The sequence below is a fragment of the Marinobacter nitratireducens genome (assembly GCF_000708045.1).
Classification (GTDB): domain Bacteria; phylum Pseudomonadota; class Gammaproteobacteria; order Pseudomonadales; family Oleiphilaceae; genus Marinobacter; species Marinobacter nitratireducens.
This window is the reverse complement of sequence record NZ_ANIE01000003.1, coordinates 180,903-202,243: the sequence shown is the minus strand read 5'-3', so window position 1 is coordinate 202,243 and position 21,341 is coordinate 180,903. Positions and strand designations below refer to the sequence as shown.

The following is a 21,341-nucleotide window of genomic DNA, read 5'->3' as shown; positions in this document are numbered from 1 at the left end:
GTATCCCCGGCCTTCTGGCCCCTCAGAACTTCGTCCTGAAGCTGAGACCAGCCATCACAACCCGAAGCGATGTTTTGATATCGAGGCCCGCATAGGGGTTGTAGATGATGTTCGTGATGTTGTCACAGTTTACGTTACAACTGCTGTCTGCAGGAATGGTCTCAATGGAATGCAGGTAACTGAGGTTCATATCGATTTCCGTATCCTTGTCCCACCTGTACCCCATGCCAACGCTATAAAGGTTTGCGCCACCAAATGGGGCCATGACCTGCCGTTGGTCGTCCGGAATAACGGAATCCCGGATTTCCACACCGGCCCTCAGATCGAGTCGTGAGGAGGCATGAAACTCAGCACCAAAAGCCCAGTTCCATTGGCTTTTGAAGCCCAGCGGCAGCCTCAGAGTGCTTGGCGTTGCGTTCGCCGGGGACAGAATCCGCGCCGCGTTTAGGAACTCAAGGTTCCGGTCAAACCGGAACACAAACGCATCCCATTGCTTGTAGTCGGTCCAGCCAATGTCAGCGTTCAGGGTCAGCTTGGGATGAACATCCAGACTGATGCCAGTCTGAAAGTGCTGAGGATAGACCAGATCCATGCTGACATTGCCCGCTTCCCGGGGAGCACCGGATGGCAAACTCAGTATGGCAGAGGTGATCGCACCAAGAACCGAGCCGTTCACGCTTTGCCAGAAGCCCGACCAGTCGTCCGTGTACTCAATCTCGAAGGTGCCCTTCATGTTCATTTCAGCTTCAGAGGTATAACTTGCCCCCCAGCTGAACCAGTCTGTAGGTTCCCACATCACACCGAGGGCATAGGTCGGTGAGATGGTTTCCTGCACGTTGATACTCAGGGCCCCGATGTCGTCCCAGGGGCCGACATTACCGCCGCACAACGCCAGCCAGGGTTGCAGTGGCTCATCGCCACTTTCGCAGTTAAAGGCATCCTGAAGAACCTCTGCCACCCCCAGCAGCATGTTAGGGGCCCGCATGTACTGGTCAGCGGCAATGCCCATGTGGGACAGGTGTATACCGGCACCCACAGACCACTCATCGTTTATCTCGTAACCTATGGTGGGCGATAGATAGGTCGTCCTTTGCAACGCGGTGGCCTGAGGCTGATAGCGCCCCGGATCGTCCTTTTCGCGATAGAAGCCTGCCGCAAGAGGCAGATAGAACGCATTCGCGAACGTCAGTTTGGACCCTGGAGGGTTGATACTGATGCCAGCGGACGGCGCGATAGCCGGCCCCGGGGGAGCCCTCAAAATCCCAAAACCCGGCAGATAGAGTGCGACATTATTGGTATGGCTATGGGTGTTGGCGACCGGATCCCTCTGTTTGCCGGTCAGCGGGTCCGTTTCCAGACCATCAATGCCAAAAATTTCATACCCATCGGGTGCGATAAAATCAGCGTCAATATCGAGGTAAATGCTCATCAAATTTACCTCAAGCTGACGATCGTCCAGCTTCGTTAACCCTGCGGGGTTGTAATGGATTGCCATCACCCCCGGGGGATCAGCGGTCACCGCATTACCCAGTGCCAGGGCCTTCGGGTGAATGGTCAGATTCTGCGCAAACTGGGCCTCGGCACCACACGAGAGGGTCGTGGCAATGACCGCCGCGAGAATCTGCCGTTTGTGGCTATTATGTCCCATGAAGTCCTTCCCTTCCCGTAGAACGTCTGCGGCTCCAATCACTCTTTGAGGCCGGAGAAATTAATGGGCAGGGATATACCCAGGGAAAAGTCCGGGGCATCCTCGGTGAGACCGATACCAAGACTGGTATTAACAATCGTGGTATCACTCACTCGCGTCCCCAGGGACATGCTCAGGAATCCTGTCATCTGATCCTGTGCAACTGCTTCGGTCCCATCACTGAAACTCAGGGTGGTCTCATCGCTGTAGCTGATCTGAGCGGAAATGCTCAGGGAAATATCGTAGGACAGGGAGTAGGCAAAACCAGCCGATCCGGACAAACCAAATCCCGGGTTCACTTCTTCCAGCAATCGCGCACCGCGCACCTGCTGGAGATCTTCCGCCGGCAGGTTATAGGTCGCGCTTATCGACCCAAAGACAACCACTGGATCAAGGACTTTCGAGAGACTGGCACCGCCGCCCAGAGAGTAGTAACCACTCCCGGTGGACAGTTGCTCCTTGATATCGATCTCGTACGGGCTGACGCCGGTTTTCGTTGTCAGTGTGCCGAAGAAGGTTGTGGACATCTTGCCCGGTACGTAAGCAAAGGGCTGCCACCGCCCGGTAAAGGACACATCACCAAAGTCGTAGACGTTGAGTTCGTCCTCGGTATCGTACTTCACCACCAACGGCACACGGGTACCGATGGTCAGGTTGTCCAGAAGACCATAATCATAAGAAAACGAGTTCGTGAAGCTATGGGTAGCGGAAGGGACAATATCCATGTTCCGTACCGAGCCGCCAATAATCTCAAGATCCAGTCGCTGATCTCCGGTGTAGGAGTAGTCAAACGAGTAGTTCAGGGCATGGGTGCCCTTTTTTTGCAGGGAATAGTTCTTCTCGGCCGCCTGGAATACCTCTTCCAGCTGCTGGGAGGCGTCCTGATCACCTTCCTGCTTGGCCAGCGCTTCCCGCGCCTGATCCACACTGCCTTCCTGCGCCAGAACCATTCCTGGAAGCAGACCGGTCGCGGAAAAAAGGATAACGCCTCGCACAAACCAACGATTCATCCTGACTCCCTTTGATTTTATTTGTCGTATTCCTGTCCGGACATCACTCCGGAGCATTCATTAGTTGCGGCGGTAGTAGAGTTGTTTTCGAGTATTCTCGACACTACCGTCCGGATTATTTTTCTGACGCTCCAGGAGATTCTGAATTCGCCTTTCTGTCGCTTCGTGGAACGCCGGAATCCGTTCAAGCGCCATTAACGTCATGGTCTGGTCATCCACAAAACGAAGGTCTTCTTCTTTCAGCTCAAGGTTATCGAGCGGTTTATCGCTCCCCGGGAAAACGATGAACAGCACATTGCCGTCCCACTTCTCTTCAAACTGAGCCAGCGGGAAGGAGATGTTGCCCACCGACGGATCGGCCATGTACACCCGCCCATCCTTGATCGTCCTCAGGACAACAAAATGCTTGAAACCGGCATGGTGAATCGGAACGATCGCCGGGTGATCGAGGTCTTTAAGGTCCTCGATGGACGCCTTGAACCCTCCAGATGGGTAGCCCAAAGCCGTCACCAGACGCTTCATATCCAGCATTGAGAAGGCCCGACGCTGGACGATCCGATCACTCTCGCCGTAATGCAGCAGACCTTCCATCACCTGCCGTTCCGACAGGGTCCGCCCCAGGTAATAATTCAAGACCGTTGTCAGTGCCGCACTGCCACAGCTGTAGTCATAGGCCTGACGCACAATGTTGCGGTATTTCTGCTCGACCAACGGCTCGACATGGATATCCGAGCGCAGCTCAACCGGCCCGGAATCCAGATCCTGCTCGATAACGACAGTACCCTTATCAAAAGGCTCCACCACGGTTGCTTCCTGCACCATGGTGAATGTGAGAATAGATCCGGCGAGCACCAGCAACATGTTTGAGGCAATCCCTGTTGTTATTGGCTGTACCATTGAGCGGGGTTACATATTGTTACGGTAAGATACCGAAAACCCTGCCCGCTGAAAGATAACTGTGCCTCAAATCTACCGCTGCAGAAGAGGCCTATCGGAATCGGTATGAGAACTGGTTCAAGAGATCAGAGGGTAAACACAAAACCCAACAGGCCGTAGCTGAAGGCAGTCACGACCACTATTCCGATCAGATTGAGCGCAAAACCGGCACGGATCATGTCACCAATCTGCATATGGCCAGACGAAAAAACGATGGCATTGGGAGGCGTGGCTACCGGCATCATGAAGGCGCAACTGGCAGCCAGGGCAGCAGGCACTGCCAGCAACACAGGCGGCACTCCCTGTGAAAGCGCTAAAGCGCCGAGCAAGGGCAGAAATGCTGCAGCGGTTGCTGTATTACTGGTTACCTCGGTCAGGAAAATGATGACAGCAGCTACCAGGGCAACCATCACCAGCAGTGGCAAGGCACCGGCGGCCCCGAGCGAGACGGCAATCCAGTCTGCAAGCCCGGAACTGCTGATAACACCGGCCATTGCGAGCCCGCCTCCGAACAGTAAAAGCACGCCCCAGGGAATGCCCTTGGCACTTTCCCAATCAAGCAGGAATTCACGATGGCGGGTGTCCACAGGCACTGTAAACATTGCGATTGCGGCGATGATGGCAATTCCGGTATCGCTCAACCAGGGCATCAGCGTTTCGGACAGAAGCGGACGGAGAATCCAGGCACTCGCAGTCAGCAAAAACACCGTTGCGACCAGCTTTTCGCCCCGAGACAGCTTCCCGAGCGCGGCCAATTCCTGCTCAATACCTCCGTCAGCGTCACCGCTTCGGGTGACACCAAAATCCCGGAAAGTCAGCCACCACCAGGCAGCCACGAGCATAACCAGCGAAACGGGCAATCCGATGAGCATCCACTGGGCGAACCCCACCTCAACACCCTGACTGTCACTCAAATAGGCGGCCAGCAGCGCATTAGGCGGCGTACCGATCAGGGTTGCGATTCCCCCGATACTCGCTGAATACGCGATCGCCAACAACAAAGACGTCGCATATCGCCTGACCGCATCCGGGTTGGAGCCATCCATCATGGCGACAACGGAAAGGCCTATCGGCAGCATCATAATCGCCGTTGCAGTATTGCTGACCCACATACTCAGAAACGCCGTAGCGGTCATAAAACCGCCAATCTGGCGTTTGGGCCGATCCCCAACGGCTTTCAGCGTCACCAGGGCGATACGGCGATGCAAGTTCCAGCGCTGCATTGCAAGGCCCAGGGTAAACCCACCCAGGAAAAGAAAAATAATGGGGTGAGCATAAGGAGCCGTCGCTTCTGCAATGCTGCCGAGGCCAAGTGCCGGAATTAAAACGATCGGCACTAAAGCGGTAGCGGGAATAGGAATCGCTTCAGTCGACCACCATGTGGCCATCAGTAGCATCATGCCCAGAGCGGCCCAAGCCTTCGGCTCCATTGACTCAGGTGCGGGCGCGAGCAACGTCATTAGCAGAAACGACGCACCAATCAGCAGGCCTGCGATCTGGCTCTTGGGCAACCCACGAGTGTTGCTGGAAGCTCCGCGATCAAGCATTCGAGTCGCCCTGACTCGATGCAGTTAACGTCAACGCCTTTATCTGACGGTCATGCCAGCGACCCAAGATGATCAATGCCAATATTGAGCCAGACAGCGCCCAGGCCATATCCGATTGTGTGTCCCAAACGTAGCCCTGGGTTCCAAGAAAGGCCTCAGCGCCCTGCCCACTCGCCAGCGCAACCCACCACTCGATCAGCTCATAGAACGCGCTCAATGCTAAACAGAAGCAGACAATAAAGAATGCCGGCCAGCCTCGTCTTGCAAACACCCCGAGCCCCAACACTAGCTCTCTTGCAATCATTGCGGGCACGAAACCCTGTGCGAAGTGACCGAGCTTGTCGTAGTTGTTTCGCTCCCAACTGAACCAATCACCGATGGTGTCGAAAAACGGTACTTCCGCATAGGTGTAATGTCCCCCGATCATCAGGATAATCGCGTGAACGAGAATCAATCCATACACAAGCGGTGTCAGTGGATAGCGAAACCAGCACCAGACAACCAGCCCAAAGCCGATGATCGCAGGCAAAACCTCAAGGACCCATGTCATGCGGTCCTTCGGCTCGATGCCCGACCAAATCAGGACAGCCATGAACGTGGCAACCCAAATCAGGGCTGACAGCGACACTTTCAAACCAGATCCGTTACTGTCGTTCAAAGGGCTTCCTCATCTTACCGTTCGCGAATTCTTGCGCCATCGAAAATCTCGCTATCCGGGTGCCGAATGACCATGCCACCCGCGGCCACCCCCTCGGTGATGACCGTATGCAACCCATTGCTTCGCCCCGTCGTCACCGGTACCAGGCGTGCCACGTCATTGTCAGCGACGAATACGGCCTGACCACCATTGTGGTCAAAGATGGCGGACGTGGGCACGATCAATACATCCTCTCCTGACCACAGGATAAATGAGGCATCCACCCGATAGCCGTCTCCCAGGGTAGACCACTCGCCAGTCGGACTGACGATATCTGCAACCACTTTGACCCGCTGTTCCTCTACCCCTAAAGCAGAAATATCTTCAAAGCCAACCGGCTCTACACGACGTACCCGCCCCTCTAGCACCTGCCCACCCCAACCGGTCAGTCGCACCGGTATCCCGGGACTGAGATTCACTGCATCAAAGCTGAGAACGTCCACCTCCACCTCCAGCGCTGAAGGATCACCGACCTCAAGAATAGGCTCGCCGGCCTGGATGACGCCCTCGCTTTTTCTCACAACGCCCAGCACCGCTCCTTCAACCGGGGAACGCACGGATACACGCTCGACATTGCCATTGCCGGATGAACGCGCTGCTGAAACCTCCAGGCGAGTTCTGGCCGCTTTCAACTCATGGGTCATCACCTCTTCGTCAAACCTCGCTGAGCGCAGGATGGCGTTCGCTCTGTCCGCGGCAGACACCGCCTGTTCCAGTCGGTCCTCCGAGACAAACCGGTCCGCACTCAGGGACCGTAAACGTGCCAGCTCCTTTCTCGCCAGATCGGCCTCCGCCTGCGCAGCGGCAACCTTCTGGCGGGTAGAGTTCAGCGCGGACCGAGCCACTGCCACACGCGCTTCAGCCTCGGCCCGACTCCTGGCATCCAGCACACTGGCAGGCATGGGATCGACTTCGGTGAGCAATTGCCCCGGGGACACTCGGTCCCCCACTTCATTGGGCACGCGATGAAGGTAACCGGCCACCGGCGAGGAAATCAGGTAGCGATCCTTGACCCGGGTTTTCCCCTCCTCATCAATCGACACCTCAAGGGCTCCACGGGACACCGTTGCCAGGTCCACCCAAACGGGATCGGGACGCACAGCAAGATACAGCACAGCCCCTGCGAGCACTGCCACAAAAGCCCAGAATCCCCACTTTCCGACCGACGTTTTTGTCGTCATAGGTTCTTTTCCTTCATCTTGCCGGTGCAATTCTCAGCGACGCTCATTCCCGCGTTTTCAAAACCGCAACGAGATCCAGTTTTTTCAGCCGCCACCAGGCGATTGCGCCTGATGCCACTGCCGATACAACCACAGTTGCTGCGGATACCCCAAGTGTCTGGGAAGTCACTATCAAGGGTACGCGATACAGCTCGGTTTGCATGGCCGTAATCAACAACATGGCCAGTCCGTTACCGATCAGCCAGCCCATGGGTATCCCCAGGAGCAACAAAATCGCCATTTCCCCCAACAGGATGTGGGCAATCTCATTGTGGGTGTATCCAAGAACCCGGAGACTTGCGAGCTCTCGTCCCTTTTCAGCAAGCGAGATACGCACCGTGTTATAGATCACTCCGAAGGCAATAACCCCACCAAGCAGGCTGCTGAAGAAAGTAAACGTCAGAAAAGTTTTGGCGAGGGTCTCGTAAAAACTGTCCAACATTGCCTGACGAATGGCAATCCCGAGCACTTTCGGGGTTTCCCGGAGATCGTTGTAAATACGGTCCGCATACCGGGGATCCACGTTCATCACCACCTGATTGATCACCGGCCCTTCTCCAAGCGCCCGATTCAGACCTTCAAGGCTCATGTAGGCGCCAACGCCAAGGAATTCGCTGGTCACACCGGCAACCGGAACAGACAGGATTCGGCGATCTCCTTCCAGAATCTCAACCTTCACAACGTCGCCTGGGGACACCGCCATTTTTTGCGCAAGGAAATCTGTCAGCAACAATCCTCGTGCAGGCAGCTCTACAGACTTGAGGTTGGCATCAATGACATGCTGTAAGCGGGCTCCTTCCGGGATGCCAGCAATGCCCGTGCGCCACTCAAGCTGCTCGTTAATGAGCCGCGCCGGCACCATGCGCCGCCCCTCAACATAACGGATGCCCGGCTGCCGCTGCAGACCAAACAGGGCAGCACTGTTGACCGGGTCGATGAACGCAACGGTCACATCCTGTTGTTGCACCCGGGCGAATTGGGTATGGACCATCAGAGTGACGGAATCGAACTGGAAGTTGCCAACCATAATAATGCCTGTCGCCATGGCCACACCCAGCATGGATAAAAAAGTCCGCAGGGGTCGACGCATCGTTTGTCGCACTATCATCCGGGACGGCTGACTGAAACCGATGCCGGACAGAACATGCTCTGCCCAAGAGACTCGATAGGTTGCCGGACCCTCAGGGCGCATCGCTTCTGCGGGAGGCAAGGCCGCCGCCCTGCGAATCGCTGCCCAGCCCCCGAGCCAGGCAACCACGAGGGTGATAGCGGTAATGAGAGCAATCCACCCGGGGTTAATGCGAAACAGAAGCCCGGGGAAACGGTAGTATTGCATGTACATTTCCGCGAGCCCTTGCCCCAGCCAGAGGCCAAGTGCGAGCCCAATGGCCAAACCAATAACAGCAATCACCAGCACGAGTTGGCTGTAGTGCGCGGCAATGTCCCGATTGCCGTATCCAAAAGCCTTTAAAACCGCAATGATGTCTCGCTGGGTGCTGATAAGCCGCGTAATAACAACGTTGAGAAGAAACATCGCAACGCTCATGAAAATCAACGGGAACACGGTCGCCATGGTTTTCAGCTGCCTGAGTTCGTCGGTCAGGAAACGATGGGAAAACTGATCCTCTCTTGCATAAGCGCCTGTCGCACCATATCTGTCCAGCAGACGATCGAGAGCGTCAATCACAGACGCCGCTGGATATCCACTTTTTACCGTGAGCACCAGGCTGTTGAACGCTCCTTTCATATCCATGGCCGCGGCCAACGCTTCCCGGTTCATCCAGAGCACCCCGTAGCGCTCATAATCCGGAAGCATCCCACCCGGAGGAATCACATAGATGAACTCAGGGGATTCAACAATGCCACTGATGGTCAGCAGTTGCCGACGGCCATTGATAATCGCCCCGATACGGTCACCGGGTGCCAGCCCGTGAGCGTCCGCAAAGCTTCCAATGACAGCCACCTCTCGACGTCGCTCTCCTACTGGTAAACGCCCCTCACGGACAAACACCTGATTGACGAGCGGCTGGCCAGAGGGGGGCAGCGACAAGAGCTGACCGGTAACCGGATCGTCGAACCCCGGTACTTCGAGCTTCGCCCAGCCTTCCACACGAGCGTCGGCAGTTTCGACCCCAGGCAGTGACTTGATGCGTTTCGCGACGTGTCCTGGGGCCCTTTTCAAACCCGCAAACACATCGGCAAAACGGTACTGATCGTAATATTCGCTGCGGGTCGCGTTCAGGGAGGAATAATTCACCAGAGACATGACGCATACCGCGACCCCGCCCGCAATCACCAGAGCAATGGCAAGTACCTGACCGCGCATCTGCCACAATTCGCGGCGGAGCTTGATGGCCAGAACACCGGTGAACACTTTCATGTACTCACCAGGTAAGGCTCGTGGGATCCTGGCGCCGGAGATTACGTTGCTCGCCACTGATATTGCCGTCGGAAAGCGTGATAACCCGGTCGCCCATGCCGGCGATCGACGCATTGTGGGTAATGATCACGGTGGTCGTACCAGTCTCCCGATTCGCCTTTTCCAGGGCTGCCAGAACTAACACACCGGTGGTCGAATCCAGAGCGCCTGTGGGCTCGTCACACAACAAGACCTCAGGCCGTTTAGCGACGGCTCTGGCAATGGCGACGCGCTGCTGTTCACCGCCGGACAACTGGGCCGGAAAATGATCCATCCGGTTGCCGAGACCAACCAGGTCCAGGGCGCTCTCAGGTGTCATCGGCGAGCGGGCTATTTCAGTGACCGCGGCGACATTCTCTCGGGCCGTGAGGCTGGGGATGAGATTGTAGAACTGGAACACAAAACCGACGTGATCGCGCCGATAACGGGTCAGCGCTCGATCATCGGCGTTACTGAGATCCACATCCCGGTAACGCACCTCACCCCCGGTCGGGACATCGAGGCCACCGAGGATATTCAGCAACGTGGATTTGCCTGACCCGGATGCACCCAGCATCACCACCAGCTCTCCGGCATAAAGATCAAGGTCCACACCACGCAAGGCACGGACCTCTACCTCCCCCTGATCATAGATCTTGGTGAGTCCTCGTGTCTGGAATACCAGCTCCCGGTTCATCACGGCCATCCATGGTTTAGGCTGAGGGTTCAGTCACCGGCACAGTCGACGCACAACGTTGTATAGGGCAAGACCTGAAGCCGCCTTGGGTCTATGGGTTCACCGCAGGATTCGCAGCTGTCACCAAGACCATGCTCGATCCGTTCCAGCGCATGCTCAATCTGACTCAGCTCGTCTCTGGTTTCCGTCTCCAGGGAATCAACGACTTCATCGTTCTGAGTCTGGGTGGCCTGCTCCTCAAAATCCTTCTCCAGAGCGCCGTCTTCCCGGCGCTGATGGGCCTCATAACGGGCCAGTCGTGCCTTGAGGTCCGCTCTGAGTGTTTCCAGTTCCGATTTCCGGTTGGTCATAACACATCTCCAGTTACGCCATTGCATTCGCACATTGCGACTCAGGCATACACTAAATCATAAGCCGAACCCCGGCTTGATGCCTGTCAAAATCACGCAATGAAACTTAGTGCAGAATAAAAAGTGTACAACCGTCAACACAAAGGAGCTGTATCGATGACCAATGAAATGATTGAACGTATGAACCGACTGAACGAAACACTGATGACCCAGTTCAGCAAAGCTGCAGAAATGCAGATGGACGCATTCCGTCGCTATGCCGACGTTGCCATGGACCAGGCTCGCAAGATCTCTGATGTAAAGGATTTGGATAGTCTCAAAAACGTCACTGGCGACCAGGCAGAAACACTCAAGTCCCTGAGCGAGCAGTTCAACTCTGACTGGAAACAATGGCAGGACTATTTTTCTGAAACGCGCCAGGAATTGCAGAAAGCGTTTAGCGCACAGACTGATACGCCGGAAGAGCCCGCAAACACAGACGGCGACAGCAAAAACAACGCCGCCTGAAGACCACGCCTGATTTACGGTAAGGGCCTCGCCCTTACCGACATCATTCCTTATTACGTCAGGGATCACCTATGTTCGGCATGGAATTTCTGAGCTCAACCGCGAACCGTCTGGTTGAAGCCTTTGAACACAATGTTCACCGGGGGCAGCATCAACTGGAAGAATGGTTTGGCGATACCGGCGTCATTGATGCCGCCAAACTGTCCACCATCAACGAAATGTCCGACGCCTACCGGGCCATGGCCGAAGACCTGTTGATGCATCCTGTCAGATTCGCCAATGCGGAAATCAACCTGGCGCGAAAGCACCTGGCCCTGGGCGCCTACACGCTTGCCCGCTTGATGGGAAGGGAGCGCGATCCCGTTGCTCTTCCCGCCCCGGACGACCGTCGCTTCATGGCGGAGGACTGGCGCAGCTCTCTGCCCTTCGACGTACTCCACCAGGCCTACCTGATCAATTCCCGCGCATTTCTCGACTGGGTGGGCGACATGAGCGCCCTGCCCTCAGCGAACCGAGATCAGATGGCCTTCTATGCCCGCCAACTGACCAGTGCCCTGTCACCCTCGAACTTTCCCGCCACCAACCCGGAAGTTCTCAGAATCACCTGGGAGCGCAAGGGCATGAATCTGCTCGAGGGTACGCAACAACTGATGGAGGATCTGCGCCAAAACCCATCGCTGTTCAACGTCGGCATGACGGATCGCTCCGCGTTTGAGGTAGGTCGCAACCTCGCCACAACACCGGGAAAAGTGGTCTACCAGAATGAGTTGATGCAGTTGATCCAGTATTCACCGACGACCAAATCGGTCGCTCGTGTTCCGGTACTCATCGTCCCCCCCTGGATCAACAAGTACTACATTCTGGACCTGGCTCCCCGAAACTCATTCATTCAATGGCTGGTCGATCAGGGACAAACAGTCTTTATTATTTCCTGGCGCAATCCGGGCCCTTCTCTGCGCGATAAGAGCTGGGACGACTACATGACACAGGGACCGCTGGAGGCAATGGATGCCGTCACACAAGCCACCGGCGAAGAGAAGATGAATGTGATCGGCTACTGCATTGGTGGCACGCTGTTAGGATCAACCCTTGCCTGGCTGGAAAAACGGAAACAGAACCGGGTGATCAGCGCGACCTACCTGACAACCCTGCTGGACTTTTCTGACCCGGGCGGCATTGGTGTCTTCATCAACGATCACTCCATCCGCGGTATCGAGCGCATGCTCAAACGCAAGGGATACCTGGATGGTCGAGCCATGGCCTTCACATTCAATCTACTGCGGGAGAATGAGTTGTTCTGGTCATTCTGGACGAACAACTACCTCAAGGGCGAAAAGCCGAAAGCGTTCGACCTGCTTTACTGGAATACCGATGGCACGAACCTCCCGGCGAAAATGCACAGCTTTTACCTCCGGGAGATGTACCTGAACAACCGGCTCGTTCAGCCGAACTCTTTAACCTTGGCGGGTGAGTCAATTGATCTGTCAGAAATCACGATCCCGTCGTTCTTTCTGTCAGCACGCCAGGATCACATCGCCAAGTGGAAGACAACCTACAAAGGTGCATGTGTCCACGGTGGCGATGTCCGGTTTGTGCTTTCCGGCTCGGGCCATATTGCCGGTGTCATCAACCCACCGTACAAGGAAAAGTATGGCTTCTGGACGAACGGAAGCCTGCCCGCAGACTCGGATGAATGGCTCGCTCAGGCCGAGCACCAACCGGGCTCCTGGTGGCCCCACTGGCTTGAATGGCTCGAGCAGTATATGGGAGAACCCATAGAGGCCCGAATCCCTGGTGACGGCAAACTCAAAGCTATTGAGGACGCGCCGGGCAGCTACGTAAAAGTGAGGGCAGCTGAGGCCGCCAAGGCCTAGGATGATGCCCCGGCACCACCCACCACGTGGCGCCGGGACATCACGTCAGCCCGGTAGCAGTTCAATAGGGTACCGGATGCGGGTCTTGTCCACACCAGGTCTCGCGCCGAAATCAACCAGGCGCAGGCGACTGCATATCTTGCGCTCGAGCCGGGGCTCATTGAGGGTAGATTCCACCACGGAACAACTGGACACCGCCCCATTCTCTTCAATGACCAGCTCCGGCGTGATACTGCCACGCAAAGAGGGTTTTCTGCGTAGCTCCCGGTTATAAATGCTGTAGATTGCGGACTTATTGGCATCCATGGTGCGCCTCAGATCTTCCTTGCTCCGAGTTTTGTTCGCCACTTCCTGAGCTTTTCTGCGCGCGACGTCTTTGGCCACTGCGACTCGCTCAGCCTCAGCGATTTCAGCCCGCTGACGCTCAGCCAGGGCGACCTGACCGGCTTCCCGCTTGAGCCGTGTTTCATCAACGCCCGCACTACTGGTCTTGGCGTTCGCCCTCTGAGCCAGTGTGTCAGGCGTTGATTTTGCCACGGGCTCCGACGTCTTGGTGACCGGCGTATCAAGCTTTACCGAGTCTGCCAGGTTGCTCAACCTTGCCAGCTCACTGCCCATGGCGAGAATCCCGCTGTTTCTTGCCTTCTCTCGCGCTCTCTCGACTCTCTGGGGCTCGGGCTCCGCTGTTTTTTCAGCCACCTTGGGTTCAGGTTGCGGTAACACGGGTTTGGGTTCCCGCACCATCCGGGATTCCGGTTTTTCTTCAGGTTCTGGTTGCTTATGCTCGGGCCTTGGCTCCGGGAGCACAGGTTTCGGCGGTTCTTTCTTCTGAACGATGAGCTTCGCCAGCTGCGGCGGCAGAGCTTCCTTTTCTTTACGATCCTGTTCAGGCACGTCCACAAGTGTTACGTAAGCCCCAAAACCCAGAAACAGGGGAACGATGATCAAAGAAATCGCTGTCAGCCGCTTACGCTCACCTTGCTCGCGGTTCCAGGGCAGTCCGTACCGATAATCCATGAACTCAGGCTCCCTGCTCTGCTTGCTGACTCACTGCCAGGGAAATAGCCGCGTAGCCTGCCTCCACGCAGGTGGACATGATCTTCTTGAGTAGGTCGTACGGCAGCTCCCGGTCAGCCAGTATCGTTATCGGCCGCCCGGTCTCTGGCACCTTCGCCTCCGATCGATTGGCCTGATACTCCAGCTCCTCTTTTAAAAGAGGTTCAACCTGCCCCTCGAACGCCTGGAAAACCGCTCTTTGCGTAACTAGCCGTCCATTTACGAGTATGTCACGGTCCGTTACGGTCAACGCCAGAACTTCCTTCGGGCGTTGCTCAGCAGTAGATTCTGGAAGCTTAATGGTATTGTTCTGGGTCAGGACTTGAACTTCCGACGAGGAATTCACCATCAGGAAGAACACCAGAATGGTAAAAATATCCATCAGAGACACCAGATTCATTTTGCTCTGCGCCCTATTGCGACGGTAGTGACGCTTGTGCCGTCTGGCCTTGGTGGATTCTTTCATGACCTCACCTCGTCACTGGCCGAAAATGTCTCGGGCGCATCCCCCAGTGAGATGTCAGGGAACAACTCTGCCTCGACGACATCACCTGCCACCATGGTTTCATAGGACCTGACCGTATCCATGACCGTCACAAGCGTCTGATACGAAGTGCCTCCCGACGGCATAATGACGACGTCCCGCTTTTCCGGGACACGGCGCTTCAGCTCCTTCATGACGTCTTTAAGCATGGCGAAGTCGTACTGCCCTTCCCGGGCAGGTATATCTTTTATGGCGCCGCCTTTGTTGTCTGCAATGAACAGGCGATTGTCCAGAATCACAACCTGGATTTGCAGATCCTCCTCAGTCTCCTGAGACGAACTCTCACCGGTAGGAAAGTTCAACTCCAGAACACTGGTATGAGCAAACACCATATTCAGGAGCAACACCGGTACCAGAACGATCATCAGATTCATGAATGGCGTGATGTCCAGGTCGGCATCACTCTTTAGCCGTCGATGTCTCCGTCTCATGGCTGACTTCCTTTTCGTTGCTGATCAGGCGAGCGACCCAGCCGGTGTTGCCATTTGCCCGGAAGCATTGGCTTTTGCGGCAGTCGCCTTCGGCACTGCGCCGTCGCTCAGCAGGTTAAGCACCTTGACGCCAGCCATTTCAAAACTGTCGACAATTTCATTGGTTTTGGTCTGTAGCAACGAGTGGACGACCAGCAGGGGAATGGCTGACATCAATCCAAACGCCGTGGTATTCATCGCAACAGAAATGCTCTGGGACAGCAGGCTCGCCTTTTCAGCAGGATCCGCTGCGGCTACGGCAGTAAAAGCGGATATCAGACCGATAATGGTTCCCAGGAGGCCCAGGAGCGTGGCAATGTTTGCCAGTGTCGCGAGATACTGTGTCCGTTTTTCCAAACGAGGCATGACATCGAGTAGCCCTTCCTCCATGGCGTATTCGATTTCTTCGCGGCCCTGACGACGAGCCAGACGTTGCAGCCCGAACCCAATCATGGTCGCCATGGCGGTTCCGGATTCCTGGGCGTAATTCAGCGCTCCCTTCAACTCCTTCTTGGCGATCAACTGATGAAGTCGGTTAAAGTCCCTGCGATTGGTCATTTTCTGGGCAGACAGGTAGACGAAGCGCTCAATCGCCACAATCACTCCGATGATCAGGACGACGGCTATCGGGTACATAAAAAAGCCACCTTCCTGAAAGAAACGAGCGGCGGTATCAATCATTGCTGGGCACTCCATGGTCCATGTTTTGGGTCAGTTTAAGGCGACGCCACGACCCGGGGGGTAAGTAAGGGAAAGTCTTTGTTGCAGAGTGTTTTAACTTGCACTCAGACACAGTGACTGTGTGATCTGGCTCTCAATCCCGGCTCTGTCCCTGGCTTGTTCTTTCTGCCTGCTCCCGGAAAACCTGGTGGTAACGAACCCGTCTCTGAAATTCATAGCGATCCAGCCCCTCGTGACCGGGCTCCATCATCAGTCGTTCATCGGTCGCGTCCAGTCCATCAACGACTGGTTCCTGCCAAGGCACCAGGTACATCACGGTTGGCATTTCCTGATCACCACGGACTTTTATGCCTTCGATCGTAACGACCTCCGGCTCCGAGGCATAACCGGTCTGGCCAGCGATCAGCAGGATTATGATCGGTATCAGCAGCCTGCATGGCGCACTGCGCTGCACTCGATGGGTCATAAGCGGTTCCTGGTATCGAAAATCCAGTCCTCGATTCTGGGATCAGGCTCTTCAGCCAGCGACTGGTATCGTTCATAAAGCGCGAGCGCTTCGGCGGGACGCCCGAGGTAGATATCCAGCAGGAACGCCAGATTGAGCATCGCGGGAAGATAGTCAGGTTCAACCCTCAGGGCCTCACGGTAGTTCTGTTCCGCAGCGTCAAAATTCCCCTGCATTCGGGCAATCACGCCGAGTTGGTTGAGAGCCACCGGATGACCGGAATCCAAATCCAGCGCGCTCTTAAAATAGGCGGTGGCGTTTTCAAAGTCGCCATTCTGAAAAGCCAGGATACCCAGATTTACCAGAGGCCCCGTGTGCCCCGGATAGTCTTTGACCAACTGAACAAAACGCGATTCTGCCGCGTCCGCCTCACCCGATTCCATCAGTGCAACCGCTTGCTGAAATCTTTCCTCAAGCAGGGCCTCTTCAGCCTGCTGGTGGGCCACACTCTCGGCTACCTCTCCAGGCTGCCGGGGTCCACTGGCACAACCTGCCAACATGGCAAGCATGGCCAAGAACAGGTAAGTCATCGAGTATGTTCTAATCCAGATCATTCACTACCCCGACGCTCACTTCCGTCTTGTTGTAACGTCCCGGCAGCAAACGCTGCAGGGACTCATAGCTGCGCTTGACCCATTGGTCATAGATCCCGTCCCTGGCATGCCGGATGTTCTGTTCATGGATATCAATGGCATTGTCTTCAAACGGATAAGCCTGCTCTTCAAGCAGAATCTCGTATTGCTCCAATTCCAATTGAGTCAGCCCCTCAGGACGTTCCGAATCCATGAGGTCAGCTCCGAGCCGGCCATAAATACGGGCAATCTGATACCCGGCTTCTGTTGAATACGCGGACACCCCATAGCCAGCCGTCCTCTGGAAAGCTTTGACGGCTGACTCAAGGGCGTCGGTTTTGGCCACCATGCTCTTGGTCAAAGGAAGGGTCAGTCGAATACGGTCATACCGTTGTAACGCCTCCCGCGCCAAGAGAGCTGAAGCGGAGGCCGCCAGCCAACGCATGCGGTCATCGGAAGACGACGGGTGGCTGTCCACATACGCCATTTGCCTATTGAGCCAGTAATTCCGCCGTTCCAGGTCGCCCGAGGCATGGTACAGGCTGGCCAGCCGATCAGCCGACTCCATGTACTGATCTCCAGGTTCCGGGTATGTGTTCGCGTAACGGCGCCATGCCGTGATTGCCTTGCCGGTGTCGCCCGCGCGATCGTACAACTCGGCTGCAATTAGCAGGTTCTCACGCTGCTCTTCCGGGGTGTTGGCGAGATCAACCATGCGGTTGAGCTCGTCGCCGGCTTTGCTCCATTGTTCGGTCTCTCGGTAGGCAAGCGCCAGCTTGGCGGGCACCGTGTTGGCCAATGGGTGCTCCGGGAAGGCAGAACGGTATCCGTTCAACACGCCAATGGCACGTTCCCAGAGACCGGCGCCAATCAGTAACGAAGCGGCATCGTACTCTGCGTTCGCCCGCAGGGCCGACTCCGGGACCACTTTGCCGATCCTCAGGTATTGGGTCACCGCCGGATCGATCTGCTCGTCGTCAGCCAATGCCTCGGCTTGTCGATAGATGGATGCCGCCAGATTCTCACGAGTATCCTTCCGACGCGCATCGCTTTCACCCATGAGTGCCAGGGCATCCCGATAAGCCTGCTCGGCTTCTTCATGCCGCCCGAGCTCCGAAAGGCTGTGGCCCGAAAGCAAAACCGCCTCGGTAATCAGTGAGGACGGGGCCTGCGGACGCCAGGTAAGCAACCGCGCCGTCATACTGACGGTTTCCTCCCACTCTCCGTTCTCGTATTCATACTGAAGTGCGGCATAGAACACGCCCGGTGCACGGCTATCGGAGGGGAAGGCGTTGGCAAACCGCAAACGGTTCAGTTGCTGAAATTCACGGTGAGATTCAAGCTGGCCTTGCGGCTTGGCATTCCATGTGCGGGCGTAATCCCGATAAGCCAATACGGACGCGTAACCGGCCTCAGCGGCCCGAGCGGCACCAGCTCCATCATAGGAAAAGTCGTAGGCCACTCGTTCGAATGCTTCAATCGCTGGCGCCCACTCCTCAAGAGCCAGATAGGACTCCCCGAGCAGGAAAAGCCGTTCTGGCGCTCTCGGATGGTTCGGGAACGTCGATGCAAACTCGGCGTAGTAGTTCGCGGCCTGTCGGTAATGGCTGCTGCGGGCAGAATCACTGTCGGACGTTGAGGCCATCAGGTAGTGTTGGTCTGCCAGTTCGGGCAACAGGCGCTCTAGCTGCTGGTCCACGTATTCCAGAGTTTTAACGTCTGCTGAAAGCCGATAACTGCCGCCGAGACCGTAATCCAGGATGAAGTCGGCTTTGAGTTGTTCGATCGTGCTCGTGAAACCAGCCAACTCCAACGTCTGTATCATCTTGATATGATATCGGGGTGCCCAGGGGCTTTCGGGGTGAGTCTCGATGTAGGCAGCATATACATCAATCGCATCGGAATACTGCTCTCTTTCAACAAGCAGCTTGCTGTAACGATCATAAATGAGCGTTTCATAAGGCCTGCTGCCCGTAGTGGCAAACAAGTCCTGCAGCGTTTTTGCCCCATCCAGATATGACAGTGACAGGCCCACAACCCGGAACAGGTCCTCAATGAGAGTTTGTTGAATCTGATCAGCACCTTGCGGGGTTTTCCCCTCCGGCAAAACGAGATCAAGGACTTCCAGATAACTGTATAACGCCTGTTGATACCGGGTTTGTTTGAACTGACTCCAGCCCTTCATGTAATGCGCGTTGACGAGGAATGATTCGTCAGCCCCCTGGGCCTGACTCGCAATGACAACGTCATCAAAAGCCTGCTGGGCGGCGGCATATTGCCCATTCGAAAACAACAAATCCCCTCGCCGGAACTGGGCCTCGATCCAATAATCGGAATCCGGATATCTTTCCACCAACGCGTCAAGCGACTGCAACTGCTTGTTGACCTCTCCACGGAGTTCCCAAGCCCTGGCCATCTGATAATGAATCCGATCGTTGGCACTCCGATTCGGATATTCCTTCAGCAGCCTCTGATAAGACCCTATGACGGTAGACAGCTCATCCACCGCCGTTTCCGCCAGAACACGCTCGGCCCTGGTGAACTCCAAATCCGCGAGACGGTGACGGATTTGTATCCGCTTACGAGGATCGTTAACCAGCGGTAGCAGGCTTGCGTAACTCATCACGACAAGGTCCAGCGAGGCGTCACTCTTGTCTTCCTCGTAAAGCCGGTCAGCCAGACGAGCCTGAGCGTGACGAGAGGCGCGCAGATAGTCCTGAAGTTCAGCCTGGCGCTCTGCCAGCGCTGAGTCGACGCGACTCATTAAGCGTTCACGCGCGTCCGCAACCGCCTCATCAAGCTCCAGACGGATCGCCGTGAGTTCATCCTTTTTCTGCTCGACACGCCTCGACAGATCGCCAAGCTGCCCGTCGCCAACAACCAGCTCATCAAGCTTCACTCGCCGCTCATTAAAGACTTCCATGGCTCGGTCCAATTGACCCTGCTGCTTCTGGACCTCCCACCGATTGATGCCATAATCATTCACGATCGACCAATCGAAATACGCTTTCATTCGGCGATACTGTTGACGCTGAGCCCGGGTTCGCTCGTCGATCGGTAAATGTTCCAATGTGGCGGCGATCTGCTCCAGCGACGATTTGAGCTGCTTCTGTTCGTTGCTGAGGAAAAACGCATAATCCTCGTTATCGAGAGCGTGATCGATCTGCTCTCGATAGCGCTGGTGCAGTGTTAACCACTCCTCTGCCCGTTGTTCGATCATGGCCGCCCGGGTTTCCTGAATCCGTTCCTCGCGTTGAATTTCGCGGGTTTCGAGCATGGTATCGAAGGAGCCCAATTGACGCTGCCATGTTGCAAGCAACGCCTGTAATCGATAGAACTCCTGCAACTCAGACAATGCCTGCTGGAAGGGCTCCGTTGCCAAAAGATCTGAGAAACCGCTATCCCGGGGGAGCACGGTCAGATGTCCATAGGCATCGGTGACATAGCCGGCGCCATCGGACTCAACATCAAGCTTCGACATCAAAGCCGATTCGCTAAATCCGGCGCGGCTCTCTTTCAACCGCACCTGTTCAAGCTCATACTGCTCAGCGGCAGCCCGAAATGCCGACAAGGCCTCAACGGGCCTGCCCAGATTCTCAAGGACCTGCCCACGCGCATAGGGAACCGGTTGAGCCCAGGTAGCACCAGGGTTCCGAATGTCAGTCAGCCGGTCCAGAGCCTGAAACGCCTTTTCCATGTCTCCTTGCCCCGAGGCTGCGACGGCGTAATCAAACAGCGCCCGATCAAAAAACATCCCGTCTTCAGGCATGGCGTCCAATATCTTCAGGGACTGATCGAGGCGTTCCTCGTTCAGGTAGGCTCGTGCCAGTGTCAGCCTGGCCTGTCCCAAAAGTCCCTCTTGCTCGGTGCCTATCCCATCAGGGGTTTCTGAGAAATCCGCAAGTCGTGCGCAGAGGCTTTCGAGCGCGGGAATCGCTTTCGACCATTGCCGGTCCTCGATGAGCGACACCGACAGGTTATAATCCAGATAGGCCTGCCACAGGGTTGTCGGGTTCATTCGCGCCCGAATCCGAACGGCCTCCTCGTGACCACCCAATCGGGGAGCGGACATCGCCAGGCGAGCCCGAAGGTATTGCCATTCGGAGAATAACGCAGGATCTGTCTGCTTGAGATTTGCCCCATCGACCCGAGCAAGGTTTGCGAATGCTTCGTCTGTTTTGCCACGCAAGAAAAACACCTTGCCCAGGTAGAACCAAGCATGGTTGCGAACCTCAGGCGGCAATAACCGCCCGTCACCGTCTTCGCCCAGAAGATCAGTAAAGAGTTTCTCAGCCTCTCGGGTCATGCCGTAGGTGAGCAGCAGTCCGCCTTTAACCAGTTCAGGGTAGTCACCGTGGTTTCGTACGCCCCCTTGCTGCTCGGCAACTGACAGCAACGTCAGTGCCTCGAAGGATTGCCCCTGGTAGTAGTTGTAGAGAACCTCCCCATAACGGAGGTCCAAAGGGCGTTCCGGGTGCACTTGCCCGGGTGCGGCCGACGCAGCCTTGGCCGATGCTGATACCGCCACCAGGGACAGGCTGTTGAGGGCCATCATGAGCAATAGCCAGAATGGTAAACGACGCATCCGTC

At 56.0% G+C, this 21,341-nt stretch carries 18 protein-coding genes; 2 read left to right on the top strand and 16 right to left on the bottom strand.

Features of this window, described 5'->3' with window-relative positions; genetic code table 11:
• Positions 1-22: 22 nt before the first annotated feature.
• The 9 genes from D777_RS02770 to D777_RS02730 form a co-directional block, all read right to left on the bottom strand.
• A complete protein-coding gene (locus D777_RS02770) occupies positions 23-1,648 on the bottom strand; it encodes an OmpP1/FadL family transporter (protein ID WP_036128528.1) in 1,626 nt (541 codons plus the stop codon).
• A 38-nt stretch (positions 1,649-1,686) separates the two neighbouring features.
• Positions 1,687-2,697 (bottom strand): hypothetical protein, encoded by a 1,011-nt coding sequence (locus D777_RS02765; RefSeq protein ID WP_036128526.1) that lies wholly within the window; start codon positions 2,695-2,697, stop codon positions 1,687-1,689.
• 60 nt (positions 2,698-2,757) lie between these two features.
• Positions 2,758-3,558 (bottom strand): C39 family peptidase, encoded by an 801-nt coding sequence (locus D777_RS02760; protein ID WP_036128524.1) that lies wholly within the window; start codon positions 3,556-3,558, stop codon positions 2,758-2,760.
• Positions 3,559-3,719: 161 nt separating this feature from the next.
• Entirely contained in the window at positions 3,720-5,180 is a 1,461-nt protein-coding gene (locus tag D777_RS02755; protein ID WP_036128523.1) for an SLC13 family permease, read from the bottom strand.
• Positions 5,173-5,772, bottom strand: coding sequence for a DUF2238 domain-containing protein (locus D777_RS02750; RefSeq protein ID WP_036129562.1), 600 nt, complete (start codon positions 5,770-5,772; stop codon positions 5,173-5,175). Before D777_RS02750 ends, D777_RS02755 begins: the two co-directional genes overlap by 8 nt.
• A gap of 80 nt (positions 5,773-5,852) precedes the next feature.
• On the bottom strand, positions 5,853-7,058 hold the full coding sequence (locus tag D777_RS02745) for an efflux RND transporter periplasmic adaptor subunit (RefSeq protein ID WP_036128522.1): 1,206 nt from the start codon (positions 7,056-7,058) through the stop codon (positions 5,853-5,855).
• A 43-nt stretch (positions 7,059-7,101) separates the two neighbouring features.
• On the bottom strand, positions 7,102-9,477 hold the full coding sequence (locus D777_RS02740; RefSeq protein ID WP_036128521.1) for an ABC transporter permease: 2,376 nt from the start codon (positions 9,475-9,477) through the stop codon (positions 7,102-7,104).
• Positions 9,478-9,481: 4 nt separating this feature from the next.
• A complete protein-coding gene (locus D777_RS02735) occupies positions 9,482-10,192 on the bottom strand; it encodes an ABC transporter ATP-binding protein (protein WP_081849449.1) in 711 nt (236 codons plus the stop codon).
• 29 nt (positions 10,193-10,221) lie between these two features.
• On the bottom strand, positions 10,222-10,542 hold the full coding sequence (locus D777_RS02730; RefSeq protein ID WP_036128517.1) for a TraR/DksA family transcriptional regulator: 321 nt from the start codon (positions 10,540-10,542) through the stop codon (positions 10,222-10,224).
• 156 nt (positions 10,543-10,698) lie between these two features.
• Between D777_RS02730 and D777_RS02725 the strand changes: the two genes are divergently transcribed.
• Together D777_RS02725 and D777_RS02720 are read left to right on the top strand one after the other, a co-directional pair.
• Positions 10,699-11,049: a phasin family protein gene (locus tag D777_RS02725; RefSeq protein WP_051668925.1), complete on the top strand. Its 351-nt coding sequence runs from the start codon at positions 10,699-10,701 to the stop codon at positions 11,047-11,049.
• A gap of 71 nt (positions 11,050-11,120) precedes the next feature.
• Positions 11,121-12,923 (top strand): PHA/PHB synthase family protein, encoded by a 1,803-nt coding sequence (locus tag D777_RS02720; RefSeq protein ID WP_036128515.1) that lies wholly within the window; start codon positions 11,121-11,123, stop codon positions 12,921-12,923.
• Positions 12,924-12,968: 45 nt separating this feature from the next.
• Here D777_RS02720 and D777_RS02715 read toward each other — a convergent pair whose 3' ends face one another.
• From D777_RS02715 to D777_RS18100, 7 genes are all read right to left on the bottom strand, one after another.
• Entirely contained in the window at positions 12,969-13,940 is a 972-nt protein-coding gene (locus D777_RS02715) for an AgmX/PglI C-terminal domain-containing protein (RefSeq protein WP_036128513.1), read from the bottom strand.
• Positions 13,941-13,944: 4 nt separating this feature from the next.
• Positions 13,945-14,445 carry an ExbD/TolR family protein gene (locus D777_RS02710; RefSeq protein WP_036128511.1) on the bottom strand — a complete coding sequence of 167 codons (501 nt, stop codon included), beginning with the start codon at positions 14,443-14,445 and terminating at the stop codon, positions 13,945-13,947.
• Positions 14,442-14,954 (bottom strand): ExbD/TolR family protein, encoded by a 513-nt coding sequence (locus D777_RS02705; protein WP_036128508.1) that lies wholly within the window; start codon positions 14,952-14,954, stop codon positions 14,442-14,444. Before D777_RS02705 ends, D777_RS02710 begins: the two co-directional genes overlap by 4 nt.
• A 24-nt stretch (positions 14,955-14,978) precedes the next feature.
• Complete coding sequence (locus tag D777_RS02700; protein WP_036128506.1) at positions 14,979-15,674, bottom strand: MotA/TolQ/ExbB proton channel family protein; 696 nt, start codon at positions 15,672-15,674, stop codon at positions 14,979-14,981.
• A 133-nt stretch (positions 15,675-15,807) separates the two neighbouring features.
• Entirely contained in the window at positions 15,808-16,140 is a 333-nt protein-coding gene (locus D777_RS02695; protein WP_051668924.1) for a hypothetical protein, read from the bottom strand.
• A complete protein-coding gene (locus tag D777_RS02690; RefSeq protein ID WP_227501645.1) occupies positions 16,137-16,733 on the bottom strand; it encodes a tetratricopeptide repeat protein in 597 nt (198 codons plus the stop codon). The genes D777_RS02695 and D777_RS02690 overlap by 4 nt, the downstream gene beginning before the upstream one ends.
• Positions 16,720-21,336 carry a tetratricopeptide repeat protein gene (locus D777_RS18100; RefSeq protein WP_227501687.1) on the bottom strand — a complete coding sequence of 1,539 codons (4,617 nt, stop codon included), beginning with the start codon at positions 21,334-21,336 and terminating at the stop codon, positions 16,720-16,722. Before D777_RS18100 ends, D777_RS02690 begins: the two co-directional genes overlap by 14 nt.
• Positions 21,337-21,341 lie beyond the last annotated feature (5 nt).